This is a genomic window from Staphylococcus sp. SM3655 (assembly GCF_016917315.1).
Classification (GTDB): domain Bacteria; phylum Bacillota; class Bacilli; order Staphylococcales; family Staphylococcaceae; genus Staphylococcus; species Staphylococcus aureus.
The window spans coordinates 1296194-1320537 of record NZ_CP070305.1 but is presented as its reverse complement, the minus strand read 5'-3'; the positions used below and the strand labels follow the sequence as shown (position 1 = coordinate 1320537).

The following is a 24344-nucleotide window of genomic DNA, read 5'->3' as shown; positions in this document are numbered from 1 at the left end:
AACGATTTATCTAGTATCTAGGAAATTTATTATTTCTTACTTTAATTACACTACATCAATTTTAATCATAATTCTATTCTTTTGATTGAGATGACTGTTCTTTAAAAAATACGACCCATAAAACAATAAGCCCAATGCTAATTACAGCAACAGCACTTAACACATTGTGTAAGTTTGGACCAAAGATTCCTGATTGTATCGCATAAAGATATCCCATTATTGTTGAACCTATTGATGCCCCAAGATTTTTAGTTAATCCATAAAATGACATCATTTTCTTCATTTGTAATGGGCTAGTTTCCTCTTGGACAATCACACTATCTTTCGTATAAATATATCCAAAACTTAATCCTGCCAAAATTAACACAAATGCTATAAGTACCGGCAATTTAATACCAAATGAAATGATAATACTACTTACTAGTAGCAATGTAAATGATAGTAAGTAAATAACTTTCCTTGATAGTTTTGCTTCAATTCGATGTAAATTAAAATTCAATGTAATCCAAGCTACAGATAAAGGAAAAATAACCAATCCACTTTGCAATGGAGATAATCCTAGTTGTTCTTGAAGGTAGACTGGAATATATAAATTGAATCCCATTAAACAAATAGCTGTTAGAAGGTCAGTTATAAAAACTAAAGTAATCGAACGATTAAATTCAACCACAGGTAAAAATGGTGAAGAAACATGTTTTTCTACTTTAAATAAACACATTGCCACAACGATAGCTAAGATAAAACTCAAGAAATTTAAAAGTAACAGCTGTTGGTTTAATAAAGCAAACATAATCAATCCAATAAATACATAAAATAGCGTGAGCCCTTTAGTATCAAATTTTGATTTAGCAACTGTTTCTTCCTCTGGAAAATGAAATGTCCATATAACTAATATAATGGCAATGATCGCAATCGGTATATTTATGTAGAATAACCAATGCCATGTTGCAAATTCTAATATACCACCACCTAGAAGTGGCCCAATGATACTCGAAATACCCCAAACACTGCCAACTATGCCCATAATTTTATATCGTAACGGAATTTCAAATGCTAACTTTGGAACAATTTGCGATAATGACATCAATACACCTGATCCAAAACCTTGTATCACGCGTGATATAATTAGCATAGTAAAATTAGTACTTAAACCACACATAAAACTACCTATACTAAATAAAAGTAATCCTGCAATTGCCACATAAATAATTTTAAATCTCGAAAGTAATTCGCCCACTATAGGATTGGCAATTACTAATGCGATAAAATACGCTGTGAAAATTAATGAAATTAAATTTCCTGCATTTAAATCTTGTTTAATTGTAGGTAATGCAAGCGAAATAATAGATGATTCAATCGCTGACATAAACATAATTAATATTAAAGCTATAACAGTTATGATTGACTTTAATCGCATGAAATACCTCCTTCTATATATTTATTTATAAGATTTTATTTACAAATAATTGGTTTTCATATGTATAAACACTTTTGACTTTCAAATCTTAACGATAATTCTATTACAATACAATCCCCTATTAGAATGATTTATGTAATAAAAAAAGCGGAGTTTCCCCCAGCTTTTCTAAACGACTACATAAAATATAAGATTGCAATTAAATGCAATAGTGATGCTATTACAATAAAAATATGCCAAATCATATGAAAATATGGTCTATTCTTTTGTGCATAAAACCATGCACCAATTGTATAAGACACACCACCTAAGAAAATGAATAATATGAATATCCATGATGTGCGAATAAAAATAATTGGTAACAAGATAATACCTACCCAGCCCATCACTAAATAGACAATTAAGCTTAACTTTTGGTTAACTTTGACAGCTATGGATTTATATAAAATCCCCCAAAGTGTCGTTCCCCATAATAAAATAAATACTGTCCAACCTATCCAACCACCTACAACTGTTAACAAAATAGGCGTATATGTACCAGAAATTGCTACGTAAATCATACTGTGATCGATAATCCTTAAAATATATTTATGAGGTGTTTCATTTTGCATAGAATGATAAATAGTAGATGAAATAAACATCATAAAGATAGAAATAACATAAATAGACATACTCACAGACGCAAGCGTACCATGTGCAATATAACTGTGCACAGCCGCATAGGGTAACACTAATAATGTTAACAAAGCTGCAACACCATGAGATGCCGCATTACCAATTTCTTCTCCAAATGATAAAGGGATGATATCCTTAAATGTTTCTACGATTGTGTCATTACTTTTTTTAGTTGATTTGGACATCATAGTCACCGCCTATCATTAAATTAAACCCATTCTACGTAAATCTTCTGTTGCAGTTGCAACACTATCTTTACCTTCTTTATTTTTAAGAGGTGAAAATTCTTCTTCTCTAGGAACTTGTAACGTGACAAAACTAGTTCCATAAGTAAATATGTCAAAATAGAACAATTCGAATTTTAAAGTTGGTTGTTCAATAACACCAAAGTTCTCATCTAATTGCTTCAAATTCTTAATAGCTAAATGATAAGGTAACTCACGATTTACAGCGTTTAAAATAAAACCAAGTTTAAATGCATGAATACCGATATTAGCATTGTTAAATTGATTTGCAACTTCTGGATCTAATTCTGAATACTCCAGTACTGTATCTTTACAATCGACATTAACTAAACGTCCAACACTTTCTCCTGGTTTTGGTTGAATCGTTTTAGAAGTAATATCGTAATCATGTTCTACCGTAAATCCTGCAAATAGTGGATCCAACACTCTTACTAAAACATTGTCGATATTATTCAAGAAAATATACTTAACGCCATTATTAGACATTTCTTCTAAGTATCCTGCCTTGTCTAAAGATTTAAACACGCCACCATTACCATTCGGCGTTTCCATAATACGACCCTGTTGATTTAAAATTAACTTCCCTTCTTCACTAAGCGCCACAATATTATCTTGTTTAAAGAAATGGATTGCTTCTTGATCATATCCAAAATAACTATGTGCTTCGAAATAAGCTAAAGTTTCTTCATGATTGATATCACTTGTCATAATATACCATTGAATCGTATGTCCAGATTGATGATTCAATGTTTTTAATTGGTTAGCTTGAAGTTCAAATAAACTTACACCTTCAATTTCAAACGAACCTTTAGGGCCCTTGTAACCAAGTCTTGTTCCTTGACCACCTGCCATCAAAAGTACTGCAAATTGTCCTTCTTTAATAGCTTGAAGTCCTTGTTCCTCTAAACGCTTAATCTCATCATCACTCATTTGTGATTTAATATCATATTTCACTTCAGAAACTGCAGATACATCATCTATTGTTTTCTTATTGATGTATAAATCGTTATATAATTTGGCAATAAAATCTAAATCTAATGACGCTACCTTCTCTTCAAGTGCTTCTTTTTCATTGTTACTCATTATTTTTTCATATTCACACAAATGATCTTGTTTATATTTAGCTAATTGATTTTTATCTAGCATTTTATGCCTCCTGCTGAGTTTGTAACCTTTAATAATTTATTTTCTATAAAAACTTAGTATTCCAGTTGCTTATTATATCATTGATGAAAGGCTGAAATAAAACATAAACTGTTCCGACCATTAACGCTGTAGCTAAAGATAAGTCTACAAGTCCACCTGTTTTAAATTGAATCGGTGTCTTCACATTAAACGGTAACGGATAAAATAATTTCACGCCTTTTGGTGTTATCATATCTAGTATAACATGTGACACTAATCCAATTATAATTGCTGCCATATAATAATTAGGCGTCTGAATAATTTGCAATAAAAATGCTATGATTGCGATAAATAATATTGAATGCGTAAAGGTTCGATGTCCAAAGATCAATCTCACAAAAAAACTAATTACCTTAAACCTTCTGCCAATCTTACTTTGAGTGTGACATATATCGGGTAATAAGCTAGCTAGAGTTGCTAGAATGATAACCGTAACCGACGAAAAAATATCCGTTTGAAAATATTGTGTTGTTAGCGCTCCAACGAGCATGCCGCATGAAGCATGTGTTTTACCTGTCATATTTGTTCTCCTTTAATACTCACATTTTACCACATCCCTAACAAAAACACGAACATATTTTCGGGTTAAAACTCATTAGTATGACACAATTTAAAAAAGTATCACATAACTCTTGAAAACGATTACAAAATCGTTTATGATGTATTTACAAAATATTTAAAGGATGTGTTTGAATAATGGCAATGACAGTAAAAAAGGATAATAATGAAGTGCGTATTCAATGGAGAGTTGCTGATATCAAAATTCCTACAAGTGAAATTAAAAATATTACACAAGACCAAGATATTCATGCAGTTCCTAAATTAGACAGCAAAGATGTATCTAGAATCGGCTCAACGTTTGGTAAAACGAATCGCGTTATTATCGATACTGAAGACCACGAATACATTATTTATACTCAAAATGATCAAAAAGTTTACAATGAATTAACTAAATAAATTGTATAAAAAAATCATTCATGGTGAGGGCTTCATGAATGATTTTTTTAATTGATTCAACACCCAGCATAAACAAATACAAAAGGACAACTGTTCCCATAATTTTAACAGTTGTCCTTTTTCACATATATTTATAACAAAAGATGTGCCATCAAAGAAATAATTGGTAGTGTAATGATTGTTCTAATCAAGAAAATCATAAACAATTTGCCGATGCTTACAGGAATCTTCGAACCAAGTATGACGCCACCTACTTCAGACAAGTATATTAACTGCGATATACTAAGTGCCCCAATAACAAAACGAGTTATATCATTTTGTACACCTTCAATTAATATAGAAGGTAAAAACATATCGGCAAAACCGATAATAATCGTTTGAGAAGCCTGTGCCGCTTCAGGTATTTGCATTAACTCTAAAAATGGAACAAAAGGTTTACCCAATATGACAAAAAAGGGCGTGTAGTTCGCAATAATGGTAGCAATAGTACCAATACTCATTACTACAGGCAAAATAACAAACCACATATCAATGACTGTTTTTAATCCTGACTTAAAAAAGTCAATAACGCCCGGTGCTTTAATACCTACTTCTGTTGCAGTATCAAAGCCATGTCTCAATGCCGTCTTTCCTTCTGGCAATGCCTCAGTACGCGCACTTTCAGGTACCTCCTTAGCATACTCATCAGGAATTTTATTTAAAGGCCAAATTCTTGGCATAATGACTGCTGCAACGAGGCAGGATACTATCACTGATAAATAGAAAGCAAAAAATTGATTTTGCATGTGCACTGTTTCAGCAACTACAATTGCAAAGGTGATAGAAACTACACTAAATGTCGTTGAAATAACTGTTGCCTCACGACGAGAATAATATCCTTCACCATATTGTCTACTTGTAATTAAGACCCCAACAGTTCCGTCTCCGATAAATGATGCTAAATTATCTACCGTCGAACGTCCTGGCAATGTAAATAAAGGTCTCATAACCGGTCTAAAAATAGGACCCAACATCTCTAACAAACCGTATTCCATTAATAGTGGTAAAAATAGAGCTGCAAATAAGAATACTGCCACTAATGTTGGCAATAAACTTGAGAACAATAATCCACCCGTTTCATCTGAGTAAATAACCTTTGAACCAATTCGTAAAAATGTCATCCATGCAAAAACAACTGCTAATATTCGTAAAATTAACCAACCAATTCTAACGTTAAAAGCATTGTTCATTAGCCCGTCAGGTTTCAATTTATCTTTTAAAATAGTTGAACAAATCAGAGTTATGATACCCGATAAAGTAATTATCGTCACAATTAAAAATGGCATTACGCCACCTAATACATCTTTAAGCACGCCTGCTAAAAATGCCACGGGCAACGTTGTTTGCTTCTGTCCATCTTGTTCGACTGGAATTGGTACTAAAAATAATAAGATACCAATTAAAGACATCGTAATAAACTTAAGTCTCCCAATAACTATCTCTTTCCTTGAAAAGCTATCCATAAAATCAATCCATTTCTCTATGTATTCGTTTTAAGTATATACAGAATTCTATTCAGTTAACAAACATATTCCTTATCATTCTATCTTTCAAAATGTTTATGTATGCAAAATAATGAATAATTACAGTTATTAAATATACGCTATTTCTTGTAATTTTTCAAGATGAATTCAAAAAAGGTTAAGTACAATTACTGATTTCGTACTTAACCTTTTTTAAACTCTAATCATATGTTAGTTATTTCATTCTTCGTAATAATATTAAGAAGTATGGTGCACCGATAATTGCAATGATAACCCCAACAGGAATATCCAGTGGCGGATGAATGCCACGGGCTAAACCATCTCCAAATGTTAACAATATAGCACCAATTAACCCCGACATGATAATAACGTGTAATGTTTTATTTCCTATTAATTGTCTCGCAATATGAGGTGCAATTAATCCTAAAAAGCTAATACCACCGACAACTGAAATTGCGGATCCTGCTAATATTACTGCTAAAATTAACAATAGCATTTTAATAGTTTTAACTTTTAAACCGAGTGCGGTTGCAACAGCATCACCTAGATTCAATACATCTAATTGATAACTCAATAAAATGATGATTGGTATCGTTATTAAAAACCAAGGTAATATAGTATAAATATTCGACATATCATGTCCATATAGACTACCTGTCAACCAAACAAGCGCTTTGTTTGCTTCCAGTGGATTTCTGATTAATAAGAACTGCACAATCGCCGTACATATTGCGCCTATTGCTAAACCAATTAAGGCAAGCTTTGAACCTTTAACATCATATTTTGAAATTAAAAATGATAAAAATAAACTTACTGCAAAGGCACCTAAGAATGAACCTATAGGTAATACAAACAATGGTGCTGTTGGAAAGGTCATAATAATAATCACAGCAGCTAAACTGGCACCTTTAGAAATACCTATAACATCAGGTGAGGCTAACGGGTTTCTTATTACAGCTTGTATAATTGCACCTGAAATAGCCAAGCTACTACCGATAATAATACCAAGTAATGTTCTAGGTATACGATACTCATTTAAAATAAAATCATCTTGTGTAAAGATTCCCTTAATAGCATCAATCGGATGAATCATGACAGACCCTACACATAAACTTATGAATATACTCACAATTAAAAGGATTGTGATTAAACTATAACGACGTATAATTTTCGTTGTCATCATATTCTTTTCACCCCTTTAATCGTTATAAATAAGAAGTAAAGTGCACCTACGAATGATGTAACAATCCCTACTGGTGATTCATAAGGATATGTAATTAAACGACTTAATACATCTGATAGTAGTAACAAATCTGCACCTATAATAAATGTTAATGGAATCATGACTAAATAATTCTTACTCACATAGCGTTTGACTATATGCGGTACGATTAAGCCAACAAATCCAATTGGTCCTGCCACTGACACCGACATACCTGTAAGAATAATGACTAATAGTCCAATGATAATTCTAACTTTATTTATATTTTGACCCAATCCCTTAGCAATGTCATCGCCTAGTTCCATTATCGTTAGTTGACGTCCAATAAAAATCGTTACAATTAAAGCACCAATAATCCATGGTAGAATGGTTAAAATTTCATCCCACTTCATACTGGATAATGAACCGACAAGCCAAAACATCACTTGTTCGTTTGAATTCTCATTCAAAATAATAATACCTTCGGTCATACTACTAAAAAACAAATGGATGGCCATACCAGCCAATGCTAATTTAATGGGTGTCATACCTTTCGTAGCACCTGAAAGTGTATAAACAGTTAAACCACCTATAAATGCACCTATCACACCTAAATATAATGCATAATATTCTAATGCTGGAATGATAATCGTCACAAATACAATGAAAAACGATGCACCAGAACTGACACCAAAAATTTTAGGTGATGCTAGCGGATTGCGTGTCATTGCTTGCATTAACAAACCAGATACCGCTAATGCACCGCCAATAAATAACCCTGCAATCATCCTTGGCATACGTACATTATGCAATAAAAACGTTGCTTTCGTATCTGTATGACCAGTAACATAGTGAATGATATCGCTAAAATTAATTTTCGAAGAACCAATCGCCATATTTAAATATATACAAATAAAAAGAAAGCACAAACTCACTATATACGTGAGTGTTGTGCGTCTTTTTCTTTTATGATCTATGGCAGATTGGCTACTTATTTCTTTTATAGCCATTTACTTCCACCTTACTTTTGTTCTTTTTTTGATAATTCAACAAGTTCTTTAGCCATTTCTTCAGAAGAAATTAAGCCACGAGATCTTGCCCAAACATCACGGTCAACAATATCCACGCGATTATTTTTAACTGCATTCAACTTTTTCCATGTTGCATCTTCTTGTAACTTCTTGAATTCAGCAGAATCTTTTTTAGCATGATCTGTCATAATGATCATACGCTCTGGATTTAAATCAGCTAAATGTTCAGTGTCTAATTGTAAGTAAGGTCCTTTCAAATATTTACTTAAACCTTTTGTTACATCGTCACTTAATGCATTTTTAAATCCTAGTTCGTTTAAAAATTGTCCAACATATGAATAGTTTGGATGTGCTAATAAACCAGCTTTAGCAACTACTGCTGGAAGCACTTTTTGATTTCTATCAAATTTAATTTCATCTTTATACTTATTGATTAATTTATCATGCTCAGCAAGACGTTTTTCGCCTTCTTTTTCTTTATTTAAAGCTTTAGCAATTGTTTTGAACGAATTAATATTTTGTTTGTAGTCTCCATCAAAACTCTTTAATGATAATGTTGGTGCAATTTTGTTTAATTCTTTATTAATACCTTTATGTCTACTGCTATCAGCGATAATTAAATCCGGTTTTAATTTACTAATTTCTTCTAAGTTTGGCTGTTTACGTGTACCTACAGAAGTATAATCCCCAATTTTTTCTCTAACTGGTTTAATGATACGTTTTTTCTTACCATCATCAGCAATACCAACTGGTTTAACGTCTAATGCTGCTAATGCATCTGCAAATGAGTACTCTAATACAACGATACGTTTTGCATCTTTAGGTACTTTTACTGTACCATTTTCATCTTTTACCGAAATAGTATCTTTAGTTGATGATTCTTTTTTACTTGAATTATCCGTATTACCACAAGCTGCAACTAAAAGTAAGGCAACTATTAATCCCAATATACTAAAAGTTTTTAGACCTCTCATCGTTCCACTCCTTAATATGTATAACTTCATTTATTATTTTATTGATAACAATTATCATTGTCAAGTAGCGTTCAATCTTTTTTATATTTCTAAAATGTATGACTATATATTTCCTCTAATAATTATGACTACAATTAGCACATTTCCTTAGACAAAATACTGATAATGTATCATTGCTATATCATCTTTGCATTAATACAATTGACACCATTTAGCATGACCGTTATCCCTGTAATTCAGCTGATATTATCTGTTGCAATTTTATGTGACGAACTGTTGCACTTAATTTGATAAATCAACAAATACAAAAAATCTAAGTTGAACAATTATGATACAACCGTGCAAACGATATGTAGTATAACTTGTCAACTTAGACTTATTGATAAATATATTAATATTGGTTTACCATAGCAGGAGATTTCACATCAAAATTTTGAAGTAGCGTATCAATCTTTGAATCATCAATATATACCTTATGTAAATTTTTCATATACATCGAATGAGAAAGTGCTTCATAATTTAATGAAAAAGATATATGATCTCCAACTTGATAGTGTCCTTGACCATTTAAATCAAGCATTAAATGATCACTCGAAGCGCCTAAAATATTGATATGCTGATCCATAGGTGAAATATTATCGACTTTTGTATCTAAATAACCAATATCTACAATAGCTTGTAAGAATGATTCATGCGTTTGTGTATTAACTCGAGGTTTAATTTCTAAAATCTCAGCCTCCAATGTAATCGCATCTTGATATAACATAGCGATCGCTTGATTTGTCGTTGTATCAACACCTCTAAACAACGTTTCACCTATTCGCAATTCATTTATTTTACCCAAATCATTATATAAAAGTTGTGGTAACATGCTCGAATTACCACCTGAAATAATTTTCAATCGATATCCTATTTCTCTTTCAACAGCTGAGACGAATCGATTAATCATAAAGATATCATCATCACTTGGCGCATCAGATTTAAAACACATAAAATTGAATGCTAAACCTACAAAATGGATATTTTTCAAGTGAATAATCTCTTTAATATAATCTAAAACATCATAAGTCAGAACACCTTCACGGCCATCTTTCCAATCTACCATTAATAAAATCTTATGTTTTTTTCCTAAAACTTCTGCTACTTCATTTATTTGATGTATGGTAGATAATTCTGTTTGGATACTCATATCAACTTTTTCTATCATATCTGAAATCTCTTTTTTGGCAGGCGTACGCAATAACGTATATGTTAAATCCTGATCTGCAATACTAATTATGTTATCCAATCTGGATTCTGCAACATGATTGATACCTAACGCTTTTAAGCTTTCTACAATTGTACGGTCACCAGCTATACACTTAATTACTGGTGTGAATTGTATATTTTTACTTTGAAAAACTGTTTGAAGTACTTTGGCGTTATATTTAATCTTCGATATATTTATGTTAACGTGTGCCATGTAGTACTACACCTCTTTTTTTATCGGATTATCTAACTCAATATTTAAATATTGCTTTACTTTATTTTCCATTCTCATATTTAACAACGCTTTGACAGTAATTGTTGGTCCAAACAAAATATCTTTTAACTCATTTGCATGTGGTAGTGTTGGGTTAATAGCATGCGCTACTACTTGCTGTACTATGTTAAATAATTCGGTTTCTTCAACACAATCATACTGATTAAAATGATGGATTAATTCTGCCATTTGATTTTGAATAACAGCATGTTGGAATTTTGCAATCACTGCATCTATAGAATCAGCTATTAAACTATCATTTGTAATTTTAATATCTGATACACGATGTTGTAATGTTTCTAAATCAATTCTAGAACCACCTAAATCTCTCACTAAAAATTGAATGTCAAAATGTGGCCCCAAGTTCACTACTGTATTTTGCATGTGTGCTTCTAATGCAATTCCATAATTTTGAATAAAAGCAATTAAAGGCGGGATTAATGCTTGAGCGTATCGTTCAATAAATGTCGTAATACTTTCTTTAGTAATTCCTTGATTTAACCACTCTAAGTAACTATCCACGATAACTTTTTGATCTATTGGATTTTTATTAACTAGACTTGCACTAACTACTGTTGCACCTTTTCCATCAATTTCAGGCTTTTGTCTTATAATACAAGCAAGCTGACGTGCCCTATCTTTATCAACATTTGCATATTCACCGAACGGTTCCATAGCAACTTTAAATCCTGGATATTGATTCAACATGTTTTGTAAAGCATAACTTAACTTTGGTCCATCTACAGTAGTCACAGTTGAGACTGTTCTAACGGCACTTGTTGCTTGTGCATCGACGGGCAACTTAACATGGTATGGTTTATCAATTAAAGACATCGTCCTAAATGATAAAGTTGCTTTTGAAAGTATTGTAAACGGCGTTGGAATTAATATTTTTTTAGCAATCCATGCTTCAAAATATTTCCCTATCGTATGATCATATTGCCAAGGATGTACTAAAATCGCTCTATAGTCTTCACTTTTCAAACCTAAACTCTTTAAAAACACACGAATCTGATTGTAGTATTCGGGAATTATTTCATCAATAATAAATTGATCATTACCATCCATAGCTGTGCACACAACATGATCTTTTTCAATCATCATAATTTGCAAAGGGATTTCTTTTTCAAACTCAGGTGCATATGCTCGTACTTCTTCCATAGTTAAGGGCAATTTCGTTTTGGTTAAAGGGTGTGTTGGATGCCCCTCTGGTACCAAGCTCTCAGAATAAGTTAAATCATCTGTCTTATCACTATCTTTTACATGTTGTAACCATGAAAAAAAGTTAATATCTTGTGGTAATCTTGAAAATTTAAAACTTTGACTTATTAATGTTTGTCTGTGAGACATTTGCTTATATGTTTCAACTAAACTATCTCGACTGTGTATTAACTCTTCGCGTAGTCGCTCTGAAATAGGGATATCAAAGTCATGATTCAACACATCTAACAAACCTTCTAAAGTTATAATTAATGACGTTTCACCTTTATTTAAATAAGCAATATCACCTGTAAACTCATAGCGTTCTAATGCACTTTTTCTAACAACTTCAATAGTCAACACATGCATATGATACTGAATTTCAATTAAAGATCCTTTTTGCGAAATAAATGTTTGCTCGGGGTAAATACGTTCTTTAATAATGGCGTTAATTACACGATATTGAATATTTCTATCTGCCTTTGCCCATTCAAGATATACCATGATTACTTTCCTCCAACTTTAACTTCAACTTTCTATTTATAAAATAGAATACCATTGTAATGCATATAGTACTTATTCCCATTATTGAAAAAGTTCTAACAATGCCAAACACATCTGCACATATACTCATTAATAGACTTCCCAATGGAATCATACCTCTATCCATCATAATAATACTCAGTACTTTACCACGTTCATAATCTTTAACATTATTTTGAAAATAAACGCGATTTGTCGTACGTGCCCATTGACTAAATAACCCAATCAATGTAATACAAATGAACATGATGACAATATTGTGAAATACCACACCTAACAAAGCAATGCCAAATAAAAATGAACTTAAATAATACATATTTACCATACCAATATATTTAAGTACTTTAGGTAAAACTAGCGTTGCAATAATACCACCAATGGCACACATCGTCATAGCGATACCAAATATTTCAGATTTCCCCGGAAATACTTTGTTTGTCAAAACTGGTAAAAGTGTCGTATATGAAAAACCTGTCGCCATAATCAATAATGATGTTATAAATATTTGTCGACCTTCCATATGTAATTTGAAGTAATCTATAATAACTTTTAACGGCATGAATCTTGTTGCATCTTCAGGTATTTTAGTTACTTTAAAATGTAATGGTAAGCATAATAAAACTGCGATAAAATAACAAATTGCCTGTGCAAGAAATGTTGTTGGCGCATGATAGACTGCTAATATGACACCAGCAATGGCAGGCCCTATTGAACGACAAATATTAATGATGAATGAATGAAATGATACAGCTTGTGTAGTAGATATTTTATCTGATAAATCTGGTAAGATTGCTTGTCTTAAAGGTGTTTCAACCGCACTTAAAATCCCTCTTAATGTCGCATATATAATAATGACGCTAATTGGAATTGCAGTGAAACTATACGTGAGCGCACATAAAATTGCAGTTACTAAAAATGATGATGAAATTGTAATTCTCAGCAATCGCCCTTTATCATACTTATCGGCAATTGCCCCTGCCCACACACTTAGTAATAATATTGGTACAAGTCTGCAAAAATTGACAATCCCCAGATAAACTGCGTTATGATAAGTGGTAAGCACAAACCAATTTAGCCCTATTTGTCCAATCCAATTACCTAGAAATAGTAGAAAAGAACTGCTAAAAAAATATTTTGTCATAAAACTTACACCCGCATTCTGTTGATAATAAGAATCATTATCATTAATATGGATTATACAAATCTATCTTGCTTTTGTAAAATATTTCATAGAGGTGAATTATGAACTTGAACTTAATTTTTAAAGAACAGACATTAAAATTTAACAAAGAAGAACAAGAAACATATTTATTTTTACAACAACATAATAGCGATTGGGCTAATATTTTTAAAGAGATGATTTTACAAGGAAGAGATAAAGTCACTCAGAGATTAGTCACATCAATGCATCGCGAAAACTTAGTTAAAGCGCGCACTCAAAGTAAGAAAATATTGAGTCGTGATTTGATTATGTTAGATATCTCAACGACTCATATACTAGAAATCCAGTTCCCACAAGCTAAGCAAACATTATATGCTCCTATCACTGGAGAACACGCCTTTGATCGAATTGATGTTGAAGGCCCTTTCTACATTAAAGATGACATTACAAATACGATTACACGAGTACACCATCCAAATGAAATTCTTGAGTGTATTTTAATTGAAGCACCAGATTTAAAAAATGCTGCTAGTGATCAATTTCAGCAAGATTTAATAAACAGTGCAACTAATATGACATTTGCAATTAGCTATCAAGCACTGTCAATGCAACATGATTCTGCACCTTTATTTAATATTATCGAAAATAGCGAAGATAGTTACTTGCGTTCAGAGCAAGCCGTTATTGAAGGTCATCCGCTACATCCTGGGGCTAAATTACGTAAAGGTTTAAATGCATTACAAACATTCCTATATTCTTCAGAATTCAATCAACCTATTAAGTTGAAAATAGTACTGATTCACAGTAAATTAGGCCGGACTATGTCACTGTCTAAAGATTATGATACAACTGTTCATCAACTATTTCCGGAATTAATTAAACAATTAGAAAATGAATTTACGCCAAAGTTTAACTTTAATGATTATCACATTATGATTGTTCATCCATGGCAATTAGATGACGTATTACATTCTGATTATCAAGCAGAAGTAGATAAAGAATTAATCATTGAAGCAAAACATACGTTGGATTATTATGCTGGTTTATCTTTCAGAACATTAGTTCCTAAATACCCAGCTATGTCGCCACACATCAAATTGTCGACAAACGTTCATATTACAGGTGAAATTCGTACATTATCAGAACAAACGACGCACAATGGTCCACTAATGACACGTATTTTAAATGATATTTTGGAGAAAGATGTCATATTTAAGTCCTATGCATCAACAATTATTGATGAAGTTGCTGGTATTCATTTTTATAATGTGCAAGACGAAGCAGACTATCAAACTGAACGAAGTGAACAATTAGGTACATTATTTAGAAAAAACATATACCAAATGATTCCACAAGAAGTCACACCAATGATTCCTTCAAGCTTAGTTGCAACCTACCCATTTAACAATGAATCACCTATCGTGACATTGATTAAACGTTATCAATTAGCTGCATCATTGTCTGATTTTGAATCATCGGCGAAATCGTGGATTGAAACTTATAGTAAAGCATTGCTTGGTCTCGTAATCCCACTAGTTACTAAATATGGCATTGCATTAGAGGCTCACTTGCAAAATGCTATTGCAACATTTCGGAAAGATGGTCTATTGGACACGATGTATATTAGAGACTTTGAAGGTTTAAGAATTGATAAAGCACAACTAAATGAAATGGGATACAGTACATCTCATTTCCATGAAAAATCAAGAATTCTTACTGATTCAAAAACGTCTGTGTTTAACAAAGCCTTTTATTCTACCGTTCAAAACCATTTAGGCGAATTAATTCTTACAATCTCTAAAGCATCAAATGATTCAAACTTAGAAAGACATATGTGGTATATCGTTCGTGATGTACTAGATAACATTTTTGATCAACTTGTACTTTCGACACACAAATCTAATCAAGTAAATGAGAATCGCATAAATGAAATTAAAGATACCATGTTCGCGCCATTTATAGATTATAAGTGTGTTACAACAATGCGTCTTGAAGATGAGGCACATCATTATACTTATATTAAAGTTAATAACCCTTTGTATCGAGAAAATAATTAAAATTATAGAATTTTATTAATCGTGAGCTCAAGGATTACATTAACTTATTAAATACAATCTATACAAATGAGAGAATAATACATTTTCCATATTCAAATTATTAAAAATCACAAAAAAGCTCGGCACTTAAATTGAGTGCCGAGCTTTTTTATCGAATAACTTATTGTAAACCTTGTCTTTCTTGGTTATTGTTTTCGTTATTTTTTTCGTGTTTTTGTTTCCACTCTTTTTGAGTCATTACATCGTCAACTTGCATGTTAACTTCAACTACATCTAAACCAGTAATATATTTAACTTGTTCTTTAACTAATTCAGTTACTTTACGGAAGATTTTTGGTGCTGATTCACCATATTCTAAGATTACTTTTAAGTCTACAGCAGCTTGTTTTTCACCAACTTCAACAGATACACCTTGAGTAACATTGTTGCCACTTGAGAATGCATTAGTGAATGTATCAGTTAAGCCACCTTTCATATCTAAGATACCTTTAACTTCACGTGCAGCGATACCAGCAATTTTTTCAACAACTTCATCAGAGAATGTTAATTTGTTTTTGAATTGAGGCTCCTGATTTTGTTCTTGTTGTTTTTGACGCTCTTCTCTTTCTTTTTCGTTAACACCAGTTTGATTGTCGTATGCTTGTTTTGCTTTATTGTTATCTACAGTCATAATAGATTCTCCTTTTACTTGTTAATTTTTATATTTTTTTAATTAAATTCTAAATTGATGAATTAACTCCATCGATTTAAAAAATTCATAAAATCTTGCTTACGGTCTTTCATATACCCAATACCTACACCAATTAAACATAAAACGATGATAAGTACTGTTTTCCAAAAACCTAACGTTAAGAATAATATCGCGATTAATAGAAACGCTAGGAAACCAACGATTCTCCATTTAAATACTTTTAAAAAATTAATCACTTGTTGTGTAGAGTCTTGTCCGTTTTGGTTATGATTGTTAGCCATGATATACCTCCCTTACAACACTCGTGGACCAGAAGTTTTCTGATCTCTCACATTAACTTCTAACTTACGTACTGGCATTTCTGTGAAATATTCTACATTCTTTTTAATATCCGAACGAATTGCTTCAGTTAAAGATTGAACTTGAACATTATTTGGTACGAAAAAGTCAGTTTTAATGTCGATATAAGATTTATTTTTTTTGTTATATAGTTTCGCAACTACATTTGGTTGTCTTACTTGATCATATTTTGCAACCGTATCGAATGCCGTCTTTTCAACAGCTTTACGAGATACGTAAACATGACCATCATCGAAGTCTTTGTATAATCCAGGTTTTCGATGCGTAGGTTTGAAGATACTAAATACTAATATAAGACCTATTAATATCAATAGTGCAGCAAGTGAAATAAGTAATGGTTGGAACCATTCAAATTGAAGGAAGTAGTCTTGATATTCAGTTATACGTCCATCTTGGATATACATGAATAACAGGAACCCCACGATTACTACTATTAATAAGCCAAGGATAAAGTTTTTAAGTCGTTTCACCCCTAACGACACCTCCTTAGTTAAAGTTAATTTAAAAACATATTAAATATGTACCCATCAGTTTTTTTCTTAAACATAATAAATTAATAACTTTAAATTTATTTTTAATATATAAGATGAAGTACCATTTAGTAATATATTCCCTAGTTTTTGTAAATAAAACCTCATTATTAATTAATTTTCGTCAATATGTTTTGAAGAACGATATTCTAAAATATCTGGGTCACGATGTTTAATTAAAACCTTATTACTATTTCTCGGTTTCTCCTCACTCAAAGATTTTATAAGCGACCATATCATCGCTATAATGACCACGGAAAATGGTAACGCAGCAATGATTAATAAATTTTGAATCGCTTGAGTACCACCTGTGTAAATCATGATGATTGCAAATAATGCCATAATGATACCCCAACTCACTTTGACAAATGACTTCGGATTAATATCACCACTTGAACTCAACATACCTAAAACATAAGTTGCCGAATCCGCTGATGTAACAAAGAAAATCATAATAACAAGTAAAGTAATTAAGCTTAATACAAAACCTAGCGGATAATGTTGTAGCGTCGCAAAAGTTGCTGTTTCTGTCGCAGCTTTAGCAATATCGGCAATATGATTATCTTGTAAGTAAATTGCTGACGCGCCGAATACCGCAAAGAATATAAAGCAAACTAACGCCGGGACAAAAAGTACACCTAGAATAAATTCTTTAATCGTACGTCCTTTTGACACACGTGCAATAAATATACCTACAAATGGCGCCCAAGATATCCACCATGCCCAGTAAAAGATTGTCCAATTTTGTAACCATTGGAATTTTTGACCGCCAGACGGAATGCGTAAACTCATACTAAAGAAATTTGCAATATAATTACATAGACCATTCGTAAATGTATTTAAAATGTAAAGTGTTGGACCAACAATAAAAAGACCAATAAGTACTACAAAAGCAAGTAACATGTTGATATTACTCAACGTTTTGATACCTTTATCGATACCTGACCATGCTGACCAAGTAAATAATATGGTTGCAATGACAATCAAGATTACTTGCATCGTGAAGTTACTCGGTACATTAAATAAAAAATGTAAACCTTCGTTTATTTGCAATGCACCGAAACCTAATGTTGCAGCAACGCCTGTTACTGTAGCTATGACTGCCAATACATCAATGGCACCACCTAAAGGGCCACGCATTGCTTTTTCACCTAATAAAGGCGTCAATGTAGCGCTGACTAAGCCAGGATATCCTTTATGAAAGCTAAAATATGCAAACACAAGCGCGACAATACCATAGACTGCCCATGCATGAATCCCCCAATGGAAAAATGAAAACTGCATTGCATCATTAATTGCAGATTGCGTGCCAGCTTTATGAATAGGCGTTAATTTGAAGGCATGACTGATTGGTTCTGCCGTTGTCCAGAACACAAGTCCTATTCCCATACCAGCACTAAATAACATAGCAAACCAAGACGGCAATGAGAATTCAGGATCTTCGCCTTCTTCACCTAATGTAATGTTTGCGTATCTCGAAAATAAAATATACACACAGACAAATAAAATAACTAAAACGAGCAATAAATAATACCAAGAAAAATGTAGCGCAATAAATGTAGTAATGTTTTGCGTGAGTTTTTCTAACTGTTTCGGAAATATTGCTCCAAAAGCAACAAATATCGTACATATCACTAAAGATACCCAAAACACTAGACTTACTGATTTATTTTTCATAAATACAAACCCTTTCTGTGTAATGGTAAGTTCATACCCATAACTGCAACATTTTAATCATTTGTAATTTTATATAGACACAATTAATAATGCCTCATCTTTTAAAAATGATATATAAAACACACTCAAATTATTTATCATTGAGCAACAAAGTATTTTATTGTATTTAAGTAATGCCTTTCTAGTGCATTATTGATTTGATACCTGCAAAGTTGCCATATTTCCATTTAGAATCAATAGTCGCTAGACACAAAAAATAAGTCGCCCTATACAGTATTTTCTGCATAAGGCGACTTTACTTACTAAACTATATATTAATTACTAATTTTCCAATCATTGATTGTTTTTCCAACAATTGATGTGCTTGATATAAGTTTTCAGGTGATAAACCTTCAAAAACTTGTGTCGTTGTTGGTTGGTAATGCCCTGATTCTATATTTTTCGTAATATCTTCTAAATACTCATGTTGTTTAATCATATCAGGCGTTCGATGAATTGGACGCGCAAACATAAATTCATGTGTAAATGTTATACTTTTTAATTTTAGTGCATTTAAATCTTGATCTTCATTAAAAGCTACGATAGTTGCAATATGCCCTAATGGTTTTATCAGTTCAATCATAGTATTGTAATACAAGTCTGTATTATAGGTGCAAAATATATAATCTACTAATGGAATTTCTTTTTCTTTAAATTGACGCACTAAATCCTCTTTATGATTCAATACGATATCTGCGCCCATCTTTTCACACCACTCTGTTGTTTCTTGTCGTGATGCTGTTGTAATGACAGTTAAACCATACCGTTTAGCAATTTGAGTGGCAATACTTCCTACACCCCCAGCGCCATTAATGATTAACACGGATTTACCTACATTTTCAGAAGGATTATGTGAAATTTTAAATGTATCAAAAAACGTTTCATATGCCGTAATACCAGTTAGCGGTAGACTAACCGCTTCATTAGCACTTATGTTGTGTGGTGCTTTTGCAACTATAGCTTCTGACACCAATTGATATGTCGCATTTGATCCTTGTCTATTTGGCGATCCAGCATAAAATACAACGTCACCCGGACTAAATAATGTAACGTCTGGTCCGATAGCTTCAACAGTACCAATAGCATCAAACCCAAGTACACGAGGTGCTTGAGTGACTTCCATTTGTCGTTGCTTTGTATCTACAGGATTTACACTAATGCTATTTACTTTGACTAAGATATCATCGTTTTCTGGCGTTGGCTTTCTTTGTTCGTATACTTTAAATAAATTTCCTTCTTCCAATTTAAAGGGCTTCTCAAATCCTATCATTTTCATATCGTTTCACCTCATTTATGAACTTATTTCTTATTATACAAAATAGAAGCCATGTGTGCTTATATCGCAGCATCATGACTCCTTTTTCATTTGAATATATAAATAATTACAGACGACTTTCGTATTACATTTTAGACTTATTTCTACCATGTTACTGAACAAATTTGCTTTAGATAAAAAATTATTAAATTTTAGTCAATTAACAAAGTTAGTTTGTTAAAACGTATACTTTATTATTCCGTTACTTTAATAACTTGTTTACCAAAGTTATCGCCAGTAAATAAATTTTTAAATGCATGTGGCGCATTTTCAAAACCATCTTCAATGGTTACTTGTGACTGAATTTTACCTTCTTGAACCCATGTTGCAAGCTGTTCACTAGCTTCTTTAAAAGCATTAGCGAATTCACTTACCAAGAAGCCTCTCATCATTACTTGCTTCTTAATAAGCGTACCTTGAATACGTGGTCCGATATCTGCTTCAGGATGATTATATGACGAAATTGCGCCACATACTGGTACACGTGCAAAACGATTTAAATGCTTAAATACTTCATCGCCAACTGTTCCACCAACATTTTCAAAATAAACATCAATACCATCTGGTACTGCTTGTGCTAACGCTTCTGCAAAATCCTCTTTCTTATAATCAATACCAGCGTCAAAGCCCAGTGTCTCTGTTAAATAATTTACTTTTTTGTCGCCACCCGCAATACCTACTACACGGCAACCTTTAATCTTAGCAATTTGACCTACAACTGAACCTACAGCACCAGATGCAGCTGAAACCACAACAGTATCACCGGCTTTAGGTTGTCCAATATCAAGCAGACCATGATATGCTGTTTGTCCTGGCATTCCTAAAACACTTAAATATAAATCAAGTGGTACATCTGTCGTTGGAACTTTAGTAATTTGATCCGCTTGGACATGATTAATGATTCGCCAAGGCAACATACCTACAACGACATCTCCTTTTTTATAATCTGCGAGTGTCGAATCAATTACTTTTGCAACGACATGGCTAACAATCGGTTTACCAATTTCAAAAGGCTGTACATACGAATCTGCCTTAGTCATACGTCCTCTCATATATGGATCCACTGAAATATAAAGCGTTTGTACAAGTACACCATCGCTCTCAAGTTTAGGCGTGTCAATGTCTTCAATTTTGAATGTATCCTCTTGAGGCATGCCTTCTGGTATTTTGTTAAAAAGAATTTGTTTATTTTGCATCATTAATCACCTTTCTTTATTTGAAACTTTTACTTATTTGTTACTTAAGCGTTAAGTTTGAATTGTGTCTTCGTGATGTCTGTATGCAAATACATTCTTAGTTGTTATATTTTGACTTAAGCACTGATTCATTCATGTAACTTCAACCACATTATATTTGCTATAATCATAAATTTAAAATGTTACGACTTAGACATTTTATGGAAACTCTCAAACAATAGATAATTTTTGAAAAGCTCTAATATTAAAAGCTTTTTTGCCCCAGAAAACTAGCAGTTGCTTTATTTTTTCCATAAGAAGTCGATTAACTCATTAGCAACATTTTCATTCTCATGAAGCTGACTATGTTGTGCAGGCTCACCTTCATATTTAGATTCTCGATAACTTTTCGGACTATTTCCCAGTAAATATTTTAATGATTTCGAAGAACTATTAGACACTCTGCCGTCTGAATGTGTACCATCTTTCAAATCTCCATAAATATTTAGCACTTCGATACCTTTACCTTTATAAATATCTTTTAGCACGCGTAATTGCTGATAAGGTTGATTCATTCGACTTGGTTTACCATCTTTATCAACTGTAATTTCATTGACATCTTCATTCATATTTAAAACACCATTAAATGTCCCTGCAATATTCACTTGTTTGTTTAACTGTGGCAGTGACTTGTCGTTACCATATGTCATCATATATTGTGCAAATGTTAAGTTCCCCATTGAGTGACCGACAAAGTTGAATTTATCGAAATTGTATTCAGATTGTAACTTAGTCAGTACATTTTTAAACCACGCAGCATTCTTATCCAAATAGCCTTGTCTGTTATTTTCAAGTTCAATTTTTACAATAGGATTCACTGCATCTTTTCTTAGTTCCCCTTTAAATGTCACTGCACCATCCTTTGAAACGTAAGCAGTGATGATATCTTTAGTTACCCCTCTTTTTTCTGCTTGCTTCACCATAAACTTTTCAGAATTGGCACTACCACCAAATCCATGTAAGAACAATGTTGGAATTGGCTTTTTAACAAATTGCTGTTGTTGTATTTTAAATGTTTGTGCCTGTCGTTGACTAAACACCACCGTAATAATAGAGCCTATAATAATAGCGACCGCTAACAATGTCGTAATAATTACAAAAATTTTCTTCACACTTTTAACTCCCATTCATGTCTTTTATATAAGTATAAAGGATGTGATTAAAAATGTCCTTTAGTTGATTTTGAATACATCATTAACTTTTAAGATGACTTTGGAAAGTTGTCCGTTAACGTTTGTTAATTGATTGCTTCTTTAGCTTTCAATGGTGTGTCACCCATTGATTAATATATAAATATGTATATGCATGTTTAATTTATCTCTTTCTATAAATAAAGACCTACCAGCACTCGACTGATAGGCCTTTTAATATCTATAATTATTTAATTTCTTTTGTTTCGGCTAACTCTTTGTACCAATAAGCACTTTTCTTAGGATAACGTTCTTGAGTCTCAAAATCGACATAGAATAAACCATATCGTTTTTCATAACCATTTGACCAAGAGAACACATCCATTAATGACCAAATAAAGTAACCTTTAACATTTGCACCATCTTTAATAGCATCTGCAATAACGTTCAAATGTTGTCTTACATAATCAATACGTGCATCATCATGAACTGTTTTTTCAGATTCAATAAATTCATCTTTATATCCTAAACCATTTTCAGTGATATAAATCTTGTGATAGTTAGGATAATCTTTAACAACACGCATGATTTGATCATATAAACCTTGAGGATAGATCATCCAGTCCCAGTCTGTGCGAGGTACGTCGACATCAAATTCACGTTGTCCGACACCTTTAAGTTGGTATTTAGAACCGCCTTTATCACCTGTCGCATTATGCGTGATTTCAGATTCTCCATCGTAACCTCTCATCCAGTCACTCATGTAGTAATTGATACCTAAGAAGTCGTTTAAATCTTTGGCTGCATCTAAAATGGCATAATCTTCATCTGTAATATTTAATTTACCGCCATTAACAGATAAGATATGTTGCACACCTTCCATCGTTTCACGAGAATACTTACCTAAATATGTTGCATCTAAGATGAATTTATTATGGATGATATCTTCTAATTCTGCTGCACGAACATCTTCAGGATTTGATGGATCGAACGGATATTTTGTTGGCAATGCGTGTACAACACCAATTTCTCCTTGATAGCCGCCATCTTTAAATAATTTTACTGCTCTTGCATGAGCAACCATCATATTGTGATGTGATTGGAAAACTTTTTCAAAATCATATTTAATACCTGGAGGGAATTTACCTACTAAATATTGACCATCACCAATAGGTCCAATTTCATTGAATGTAGTCCAATATTTTACTTCTGGGAATTCTTTAAAACAATATTCAGCATAATCTACAAAGTAGTCAATCGTTTTACGATTTAGAAAATCGCCATCTTTGTGTAACACTTCTGGTGTATCAAAATGATGCAATGTTACAAATGGTTCAACATGACGTTTATGACACTCTGCAAATAACTTATGGTAATACTCAACACCTTTAGGGTTAACTTCGCCATATCCATTTGGGAAGATACGTGACCATGCAATTGAAATACGGATACCATTAACACCGAATTTTTCACTTAATTCTAAATCCACTGGATATCTGTTATAAAAATCACTCGCTGGTTCTGCAGTGTACCAATAGTTTTCTTCCAAATACGTATCCCATGCTACGCGACCTTTACCATCCGTATTTGTCGCACCTTCTGCTTGATATGCTGCTGTTGCTCCACCAAAAATAAAATCTTCAGGTAATGTTTTAGTCATATGAAAAACTCCTAT

The 24344-nt window shown here is 32.4% G+C and carries 22 protein-coding genes; 3 read left to right on the top strand and 19 right to left on the bottom strand.

The features are described 5' to 3' along the window. Positions 1 to 73 precede the first annotated feature (73 nt). From sdrM to JQN76_RS06500, 4 genes are all read right to left on the bottom strand, one after another. Complete coding sequence (sdrM, locus tag JQN76_RS06515) at positions 74 to 1417, bottom strand: multidrug efflux MFS transporter SdrM (protein ID WP_001237506.1); 1344 nt, start codon at positions 1415 to 1417, stop codon at positions 74 to 76. A 176-nt stretch (positions 1418 to 1593) separates the two neighbouring features. Continuing rightward, complete coding sequence (gene trhA / locus JQN76_RS06510; RefSeq protein WP_000047255.1) at positions 1594 to 2277, bottom strand: PAQR family membrane homeostasis protein TrhA; 684 nt, start codon at positions 2275 to 2277, stop codon at positions 1594 to 1596. A gap of 18 nt (positions 2278 to 2295) precedes the next feature. Then, positions 2296 to 3483, bottom strand: coding sequence for a UTP--glucose-1-phosphate uridylyltransferase (locus JQN76_RS06505; RefSeq protein ID WP_000884739.1), 1188 nt, complete (start codon positions 3481 to 3483; stop codon positions 2296 to 2298). Positions 3484 to 3526: 43 nt separating this feature from the next. Next, complete coding sequence (locus JQN76_RS06500) at positions 3527 to 4042, bottom strand: metal-dependent hydrolase (protein ID WP_000147094.1); 516 nt, start codon at positions 4040 to 4042, stop codon at positions 3527 to 3529. 176 nt (positions 4043 to 4218) lie between these two features. Between JQN76_RS06500 and JQN76_RS06495 the strand changes: the two genes are divergently transcribed. After that, the gene (locus JQN76_RS06495) at positions 4219 to 4479 is read left to right on the top strand and encodes a SunI/YnzG family protein (protein ID WP_001251935.1); all 261 of its coding nucleotides are present in this window, start codon (positions 4219 to 4221) and stop codon (positions 4477 to 4479) included. A gap of 131 nt (positions 4480 to 4610) precedes the next feature. On the opposite strand, the gene JQN76_RS06490 is transcribed toward JQN76_RS06495, so the two are convergent. The 4 genes from JQN76_RS06490 to JQN76_RS06475 all read right to left on the bottom strand — a co-directional run bounded on the left by JQN76_RS06490 (position 4611) and on the right by JQN76_RS06475 (position 9208). Next, positions 4611 to 5981: a YjiH family protein gene (locus JQN76_RS06490; protein WP_001549577.1), complete on the bottom strand. Its 1371-nt coding sequence runs from the start codon at positions 5979 to 5981 to the stop codon at positions 4611 to 4613. A gap of 235 nt (positions 5982 to 6216) precedes the next feature. Further along, the gene (locus JQN76_RS06485) at positions 6217 to 7185 is read right to left on the bottom strand and encodes a FecCD family ABC transporter permease (RefSeq protein ID WP_000989091.1); all 969 of its coding nucleotides are present in this window, start codon (positions 7183 to 7185) and stop codon (positions 6217 to 6219) included. Then, positions 7182 to 8213 carry a FecCD family ABC transporter permease gene (locus JQN76_RS06480; RefSeq protein WP_000974906.1) on the bottom strand — a complete coding sequence of 344 codons (1032 nt, stop codon included), beginning with the start codon at positions 8211 to 8213 and terminating at the stop codon, positions 7182 to 7184. Before JQN76_RS06480 ends, JQN76_RS06485 begins: the two co-directional genes overlap by 4 nt. An 11-nt stretch (positions 8214 to 8224) precedes the next feature. Next, positions 8225 to 9208, bottom strand: a complete 984-nt coding sequence (locus tag JQN76_RS06475; protein WP_001214661.1) for an ABC transporter substrate-binding protein — start codon at positions 9206 to 9208, stop codon at positions 8225 to 8227. A gap of 165 nt (positions 9209 to 9373) precedes the next feature. On the opposite strand from JQN76_RS06475, the gene JQN76_RS06470 reads away from it, so the two are divergent. Continuing rightward, positions 9374 to 9499, top strand: a complete 126-nt coding sequence (locus JQN76_RS06470) for a hypothetical protein (protein ID WP_001789076.1) — start codon at positions 9374 to 9376, stop codon at positions 9497 to 9499. Between the two features lie 100 nt (positions 9500 to 9599). Here JQN76_RS06470 and sfaC read toward each other — a convergent pair whose 3' ends face one another. From sfaC to sfaA, 3 genes are read right to left on the bottom strand one after another with little or no spacing between them, the layout of a single operon-like run. Further along, positions 9600 to 10670 (bottom strand): staphyloferrin A biosynthesis protein SfaC, encoded by a 1071-nt coding sequence (gene sfaC, locus JQN76_RS06465; protein WP_000951624.1) that lies wholly within the window; start codon positions 10668 to 10670, stop codon positions 9600 to 9602. Positions 10671 to 10676: 6 nt separating this feature from the next. Then, positions 10677 to 12434, bottom strand: coding sequence for a staphyloferrin A synthetase SfaB (gene sfaB, locus JQN76_RS06460; protein WP_000262634.1), 1758 nt, complete (start codon positions 12432 to 12434; stop codon positions 10677 to 10679). Continuing rightward, complete coding sequence (gene sfaA, locus JQN76_RS06455) at positions 12421 to 13614, bottom strand: staphyloferrin A export MFS transporter (protein WP_000170397.1); 1194 nt, start codon at positions 13612 to 13614, stop codon at positions 12421 to 12423. The genes sfaB and sfaA overlap by 14 nt, the downstream gene beginning before the upstream one ends. 101 nt (positions 13615 to 13715) lie before the next feature. Here sfaA and sfaD point away from each other — a divergent pair, with 101 nt between their 5' ends. Next, positions 13716 to 15692, top strand: coding sequence for a D-ornithine--citrate ligase SfaD (gene sfaD / locus JQN76_RS06450; RefSeq protein ID WP_001052562.1), 1977 nt, complete (start codon positions 13716 to 13718; stop codon positions 15690 to 15692). A gap of 160 nt (positions 15693 to 15852) precedes the next feature. Here sfaD and JQN76_RS06445 read toward each other — a convergent pair whose 3' ends face one another. The 8 genes from JQN76_RS06445 to lacG form a co-directional block, all read right to left on the bottom strand. Further along, positions 15853 to 16362 carry an Asp23/Gls24 family envelope stress response protein gene (locus JQN76_RS06445; RefSeq protein ID WP_000215236.1) on the bottom strand — a complete coding sequence of 170 codons (510 nt, stop codon included), beginning with the start codon at positions 16360 to 16362 and terminating at the stop codon, positions 15853 to 15855. A gap of 62 nt (positions 16363 to 16424) precedes the next feature. Beyond that, positions 16425 to 16664 carry a DUF2273 domain-containing protein gene (locus JQN76_RS06440; RefSeq protein ID WP_000002683.1) on the bottom strand — a complete coding sequence of 80 codons (240 nt, stop codon included), beginning with the start codon at positions 16662 to 16664 and terminating at the stop codon, positions 16425 to 16427. 12 nt (positions 16665 to 16676) lie between these two features. Continuing rightward, positions 16677 to 17213: an alkaline shock response membrane anchor protein AmaP gene (amaP, locus tag JQN76_RS06435; protein WP_000825819.1), complete on the bottom strand. Its 537-nt coding sequence runs from the start codon at positions 17211 to 17213 to the stop codon at positions 16677 to 16679. A gap of 174 nt (positions 17214 to 17387) precedes the next feature. Then, a complete protein-coding gene (locus JQN76_RS06430; RefSeq protein ID WP_000792338.1) occupies positions 17388 to 18950 on the bottom strand; it encodes a BCCT family transporter in 1563 nt (520 codons plus the stop codon). 307 nt (positions 18951 to 19257) lie between these two features. Further along, positions 19258 to 20265 carry a zinc-binding alcohol dehydrogenase family protein gene (locus tag JQN76_RS06425; RefSeq protein ID WP_000781941.1) on the bottom strand — a complete coding sequence of 336 codons (1008 nt, stop codon included), beginning with the start codon at positions 20263 to 20265 and terminating at the stop codon, positions 19258 to 19260. A gap of 233 nt (positions 20266 to 20498) precedes the next feature. Beyond that, positions 20499 to 21500 carry an NADP-dependent oxidoreductase gene (locus tag JQN76_RS06420; RefSeq protein WP_001180210.1) on the bottom strand — a complete coding sequence of 334 codons (1002 nt, stop codon included), beginning with the start codon at positions 21498 to 21500 and terminating at the stop codon, positions 20499 to 20501. A 281-nt stretch (positions 21501 to 21781) separates the two neighbouring features. Continuing rightward, positions 21782 to 22651, bottom strand: coding sequence for an alpha/beta hydrolase (locus tag JQN76_RS06415; protein WP_000719328.1), 870 nt, complete (start codon positions 22649 to 22651; stop codon positions 21782 to 21784). A 265-nt stretch (positions 22652 to 22916) separates the two neighbouring features. Beyond that, positions 22917 to 24329, bottom strand: a complete 1413-nt coding sequence (gene lacG / locus JQN76_RS06410; RefSeq protein ID WP_000169224.1) for a 6-phospho-beta-galactosidase — start codon at positions 24327 to 24329, stop codon at positions 22917 to 22919. Positions 24330 to 24344: the final 15 nt, after the last annotated feature.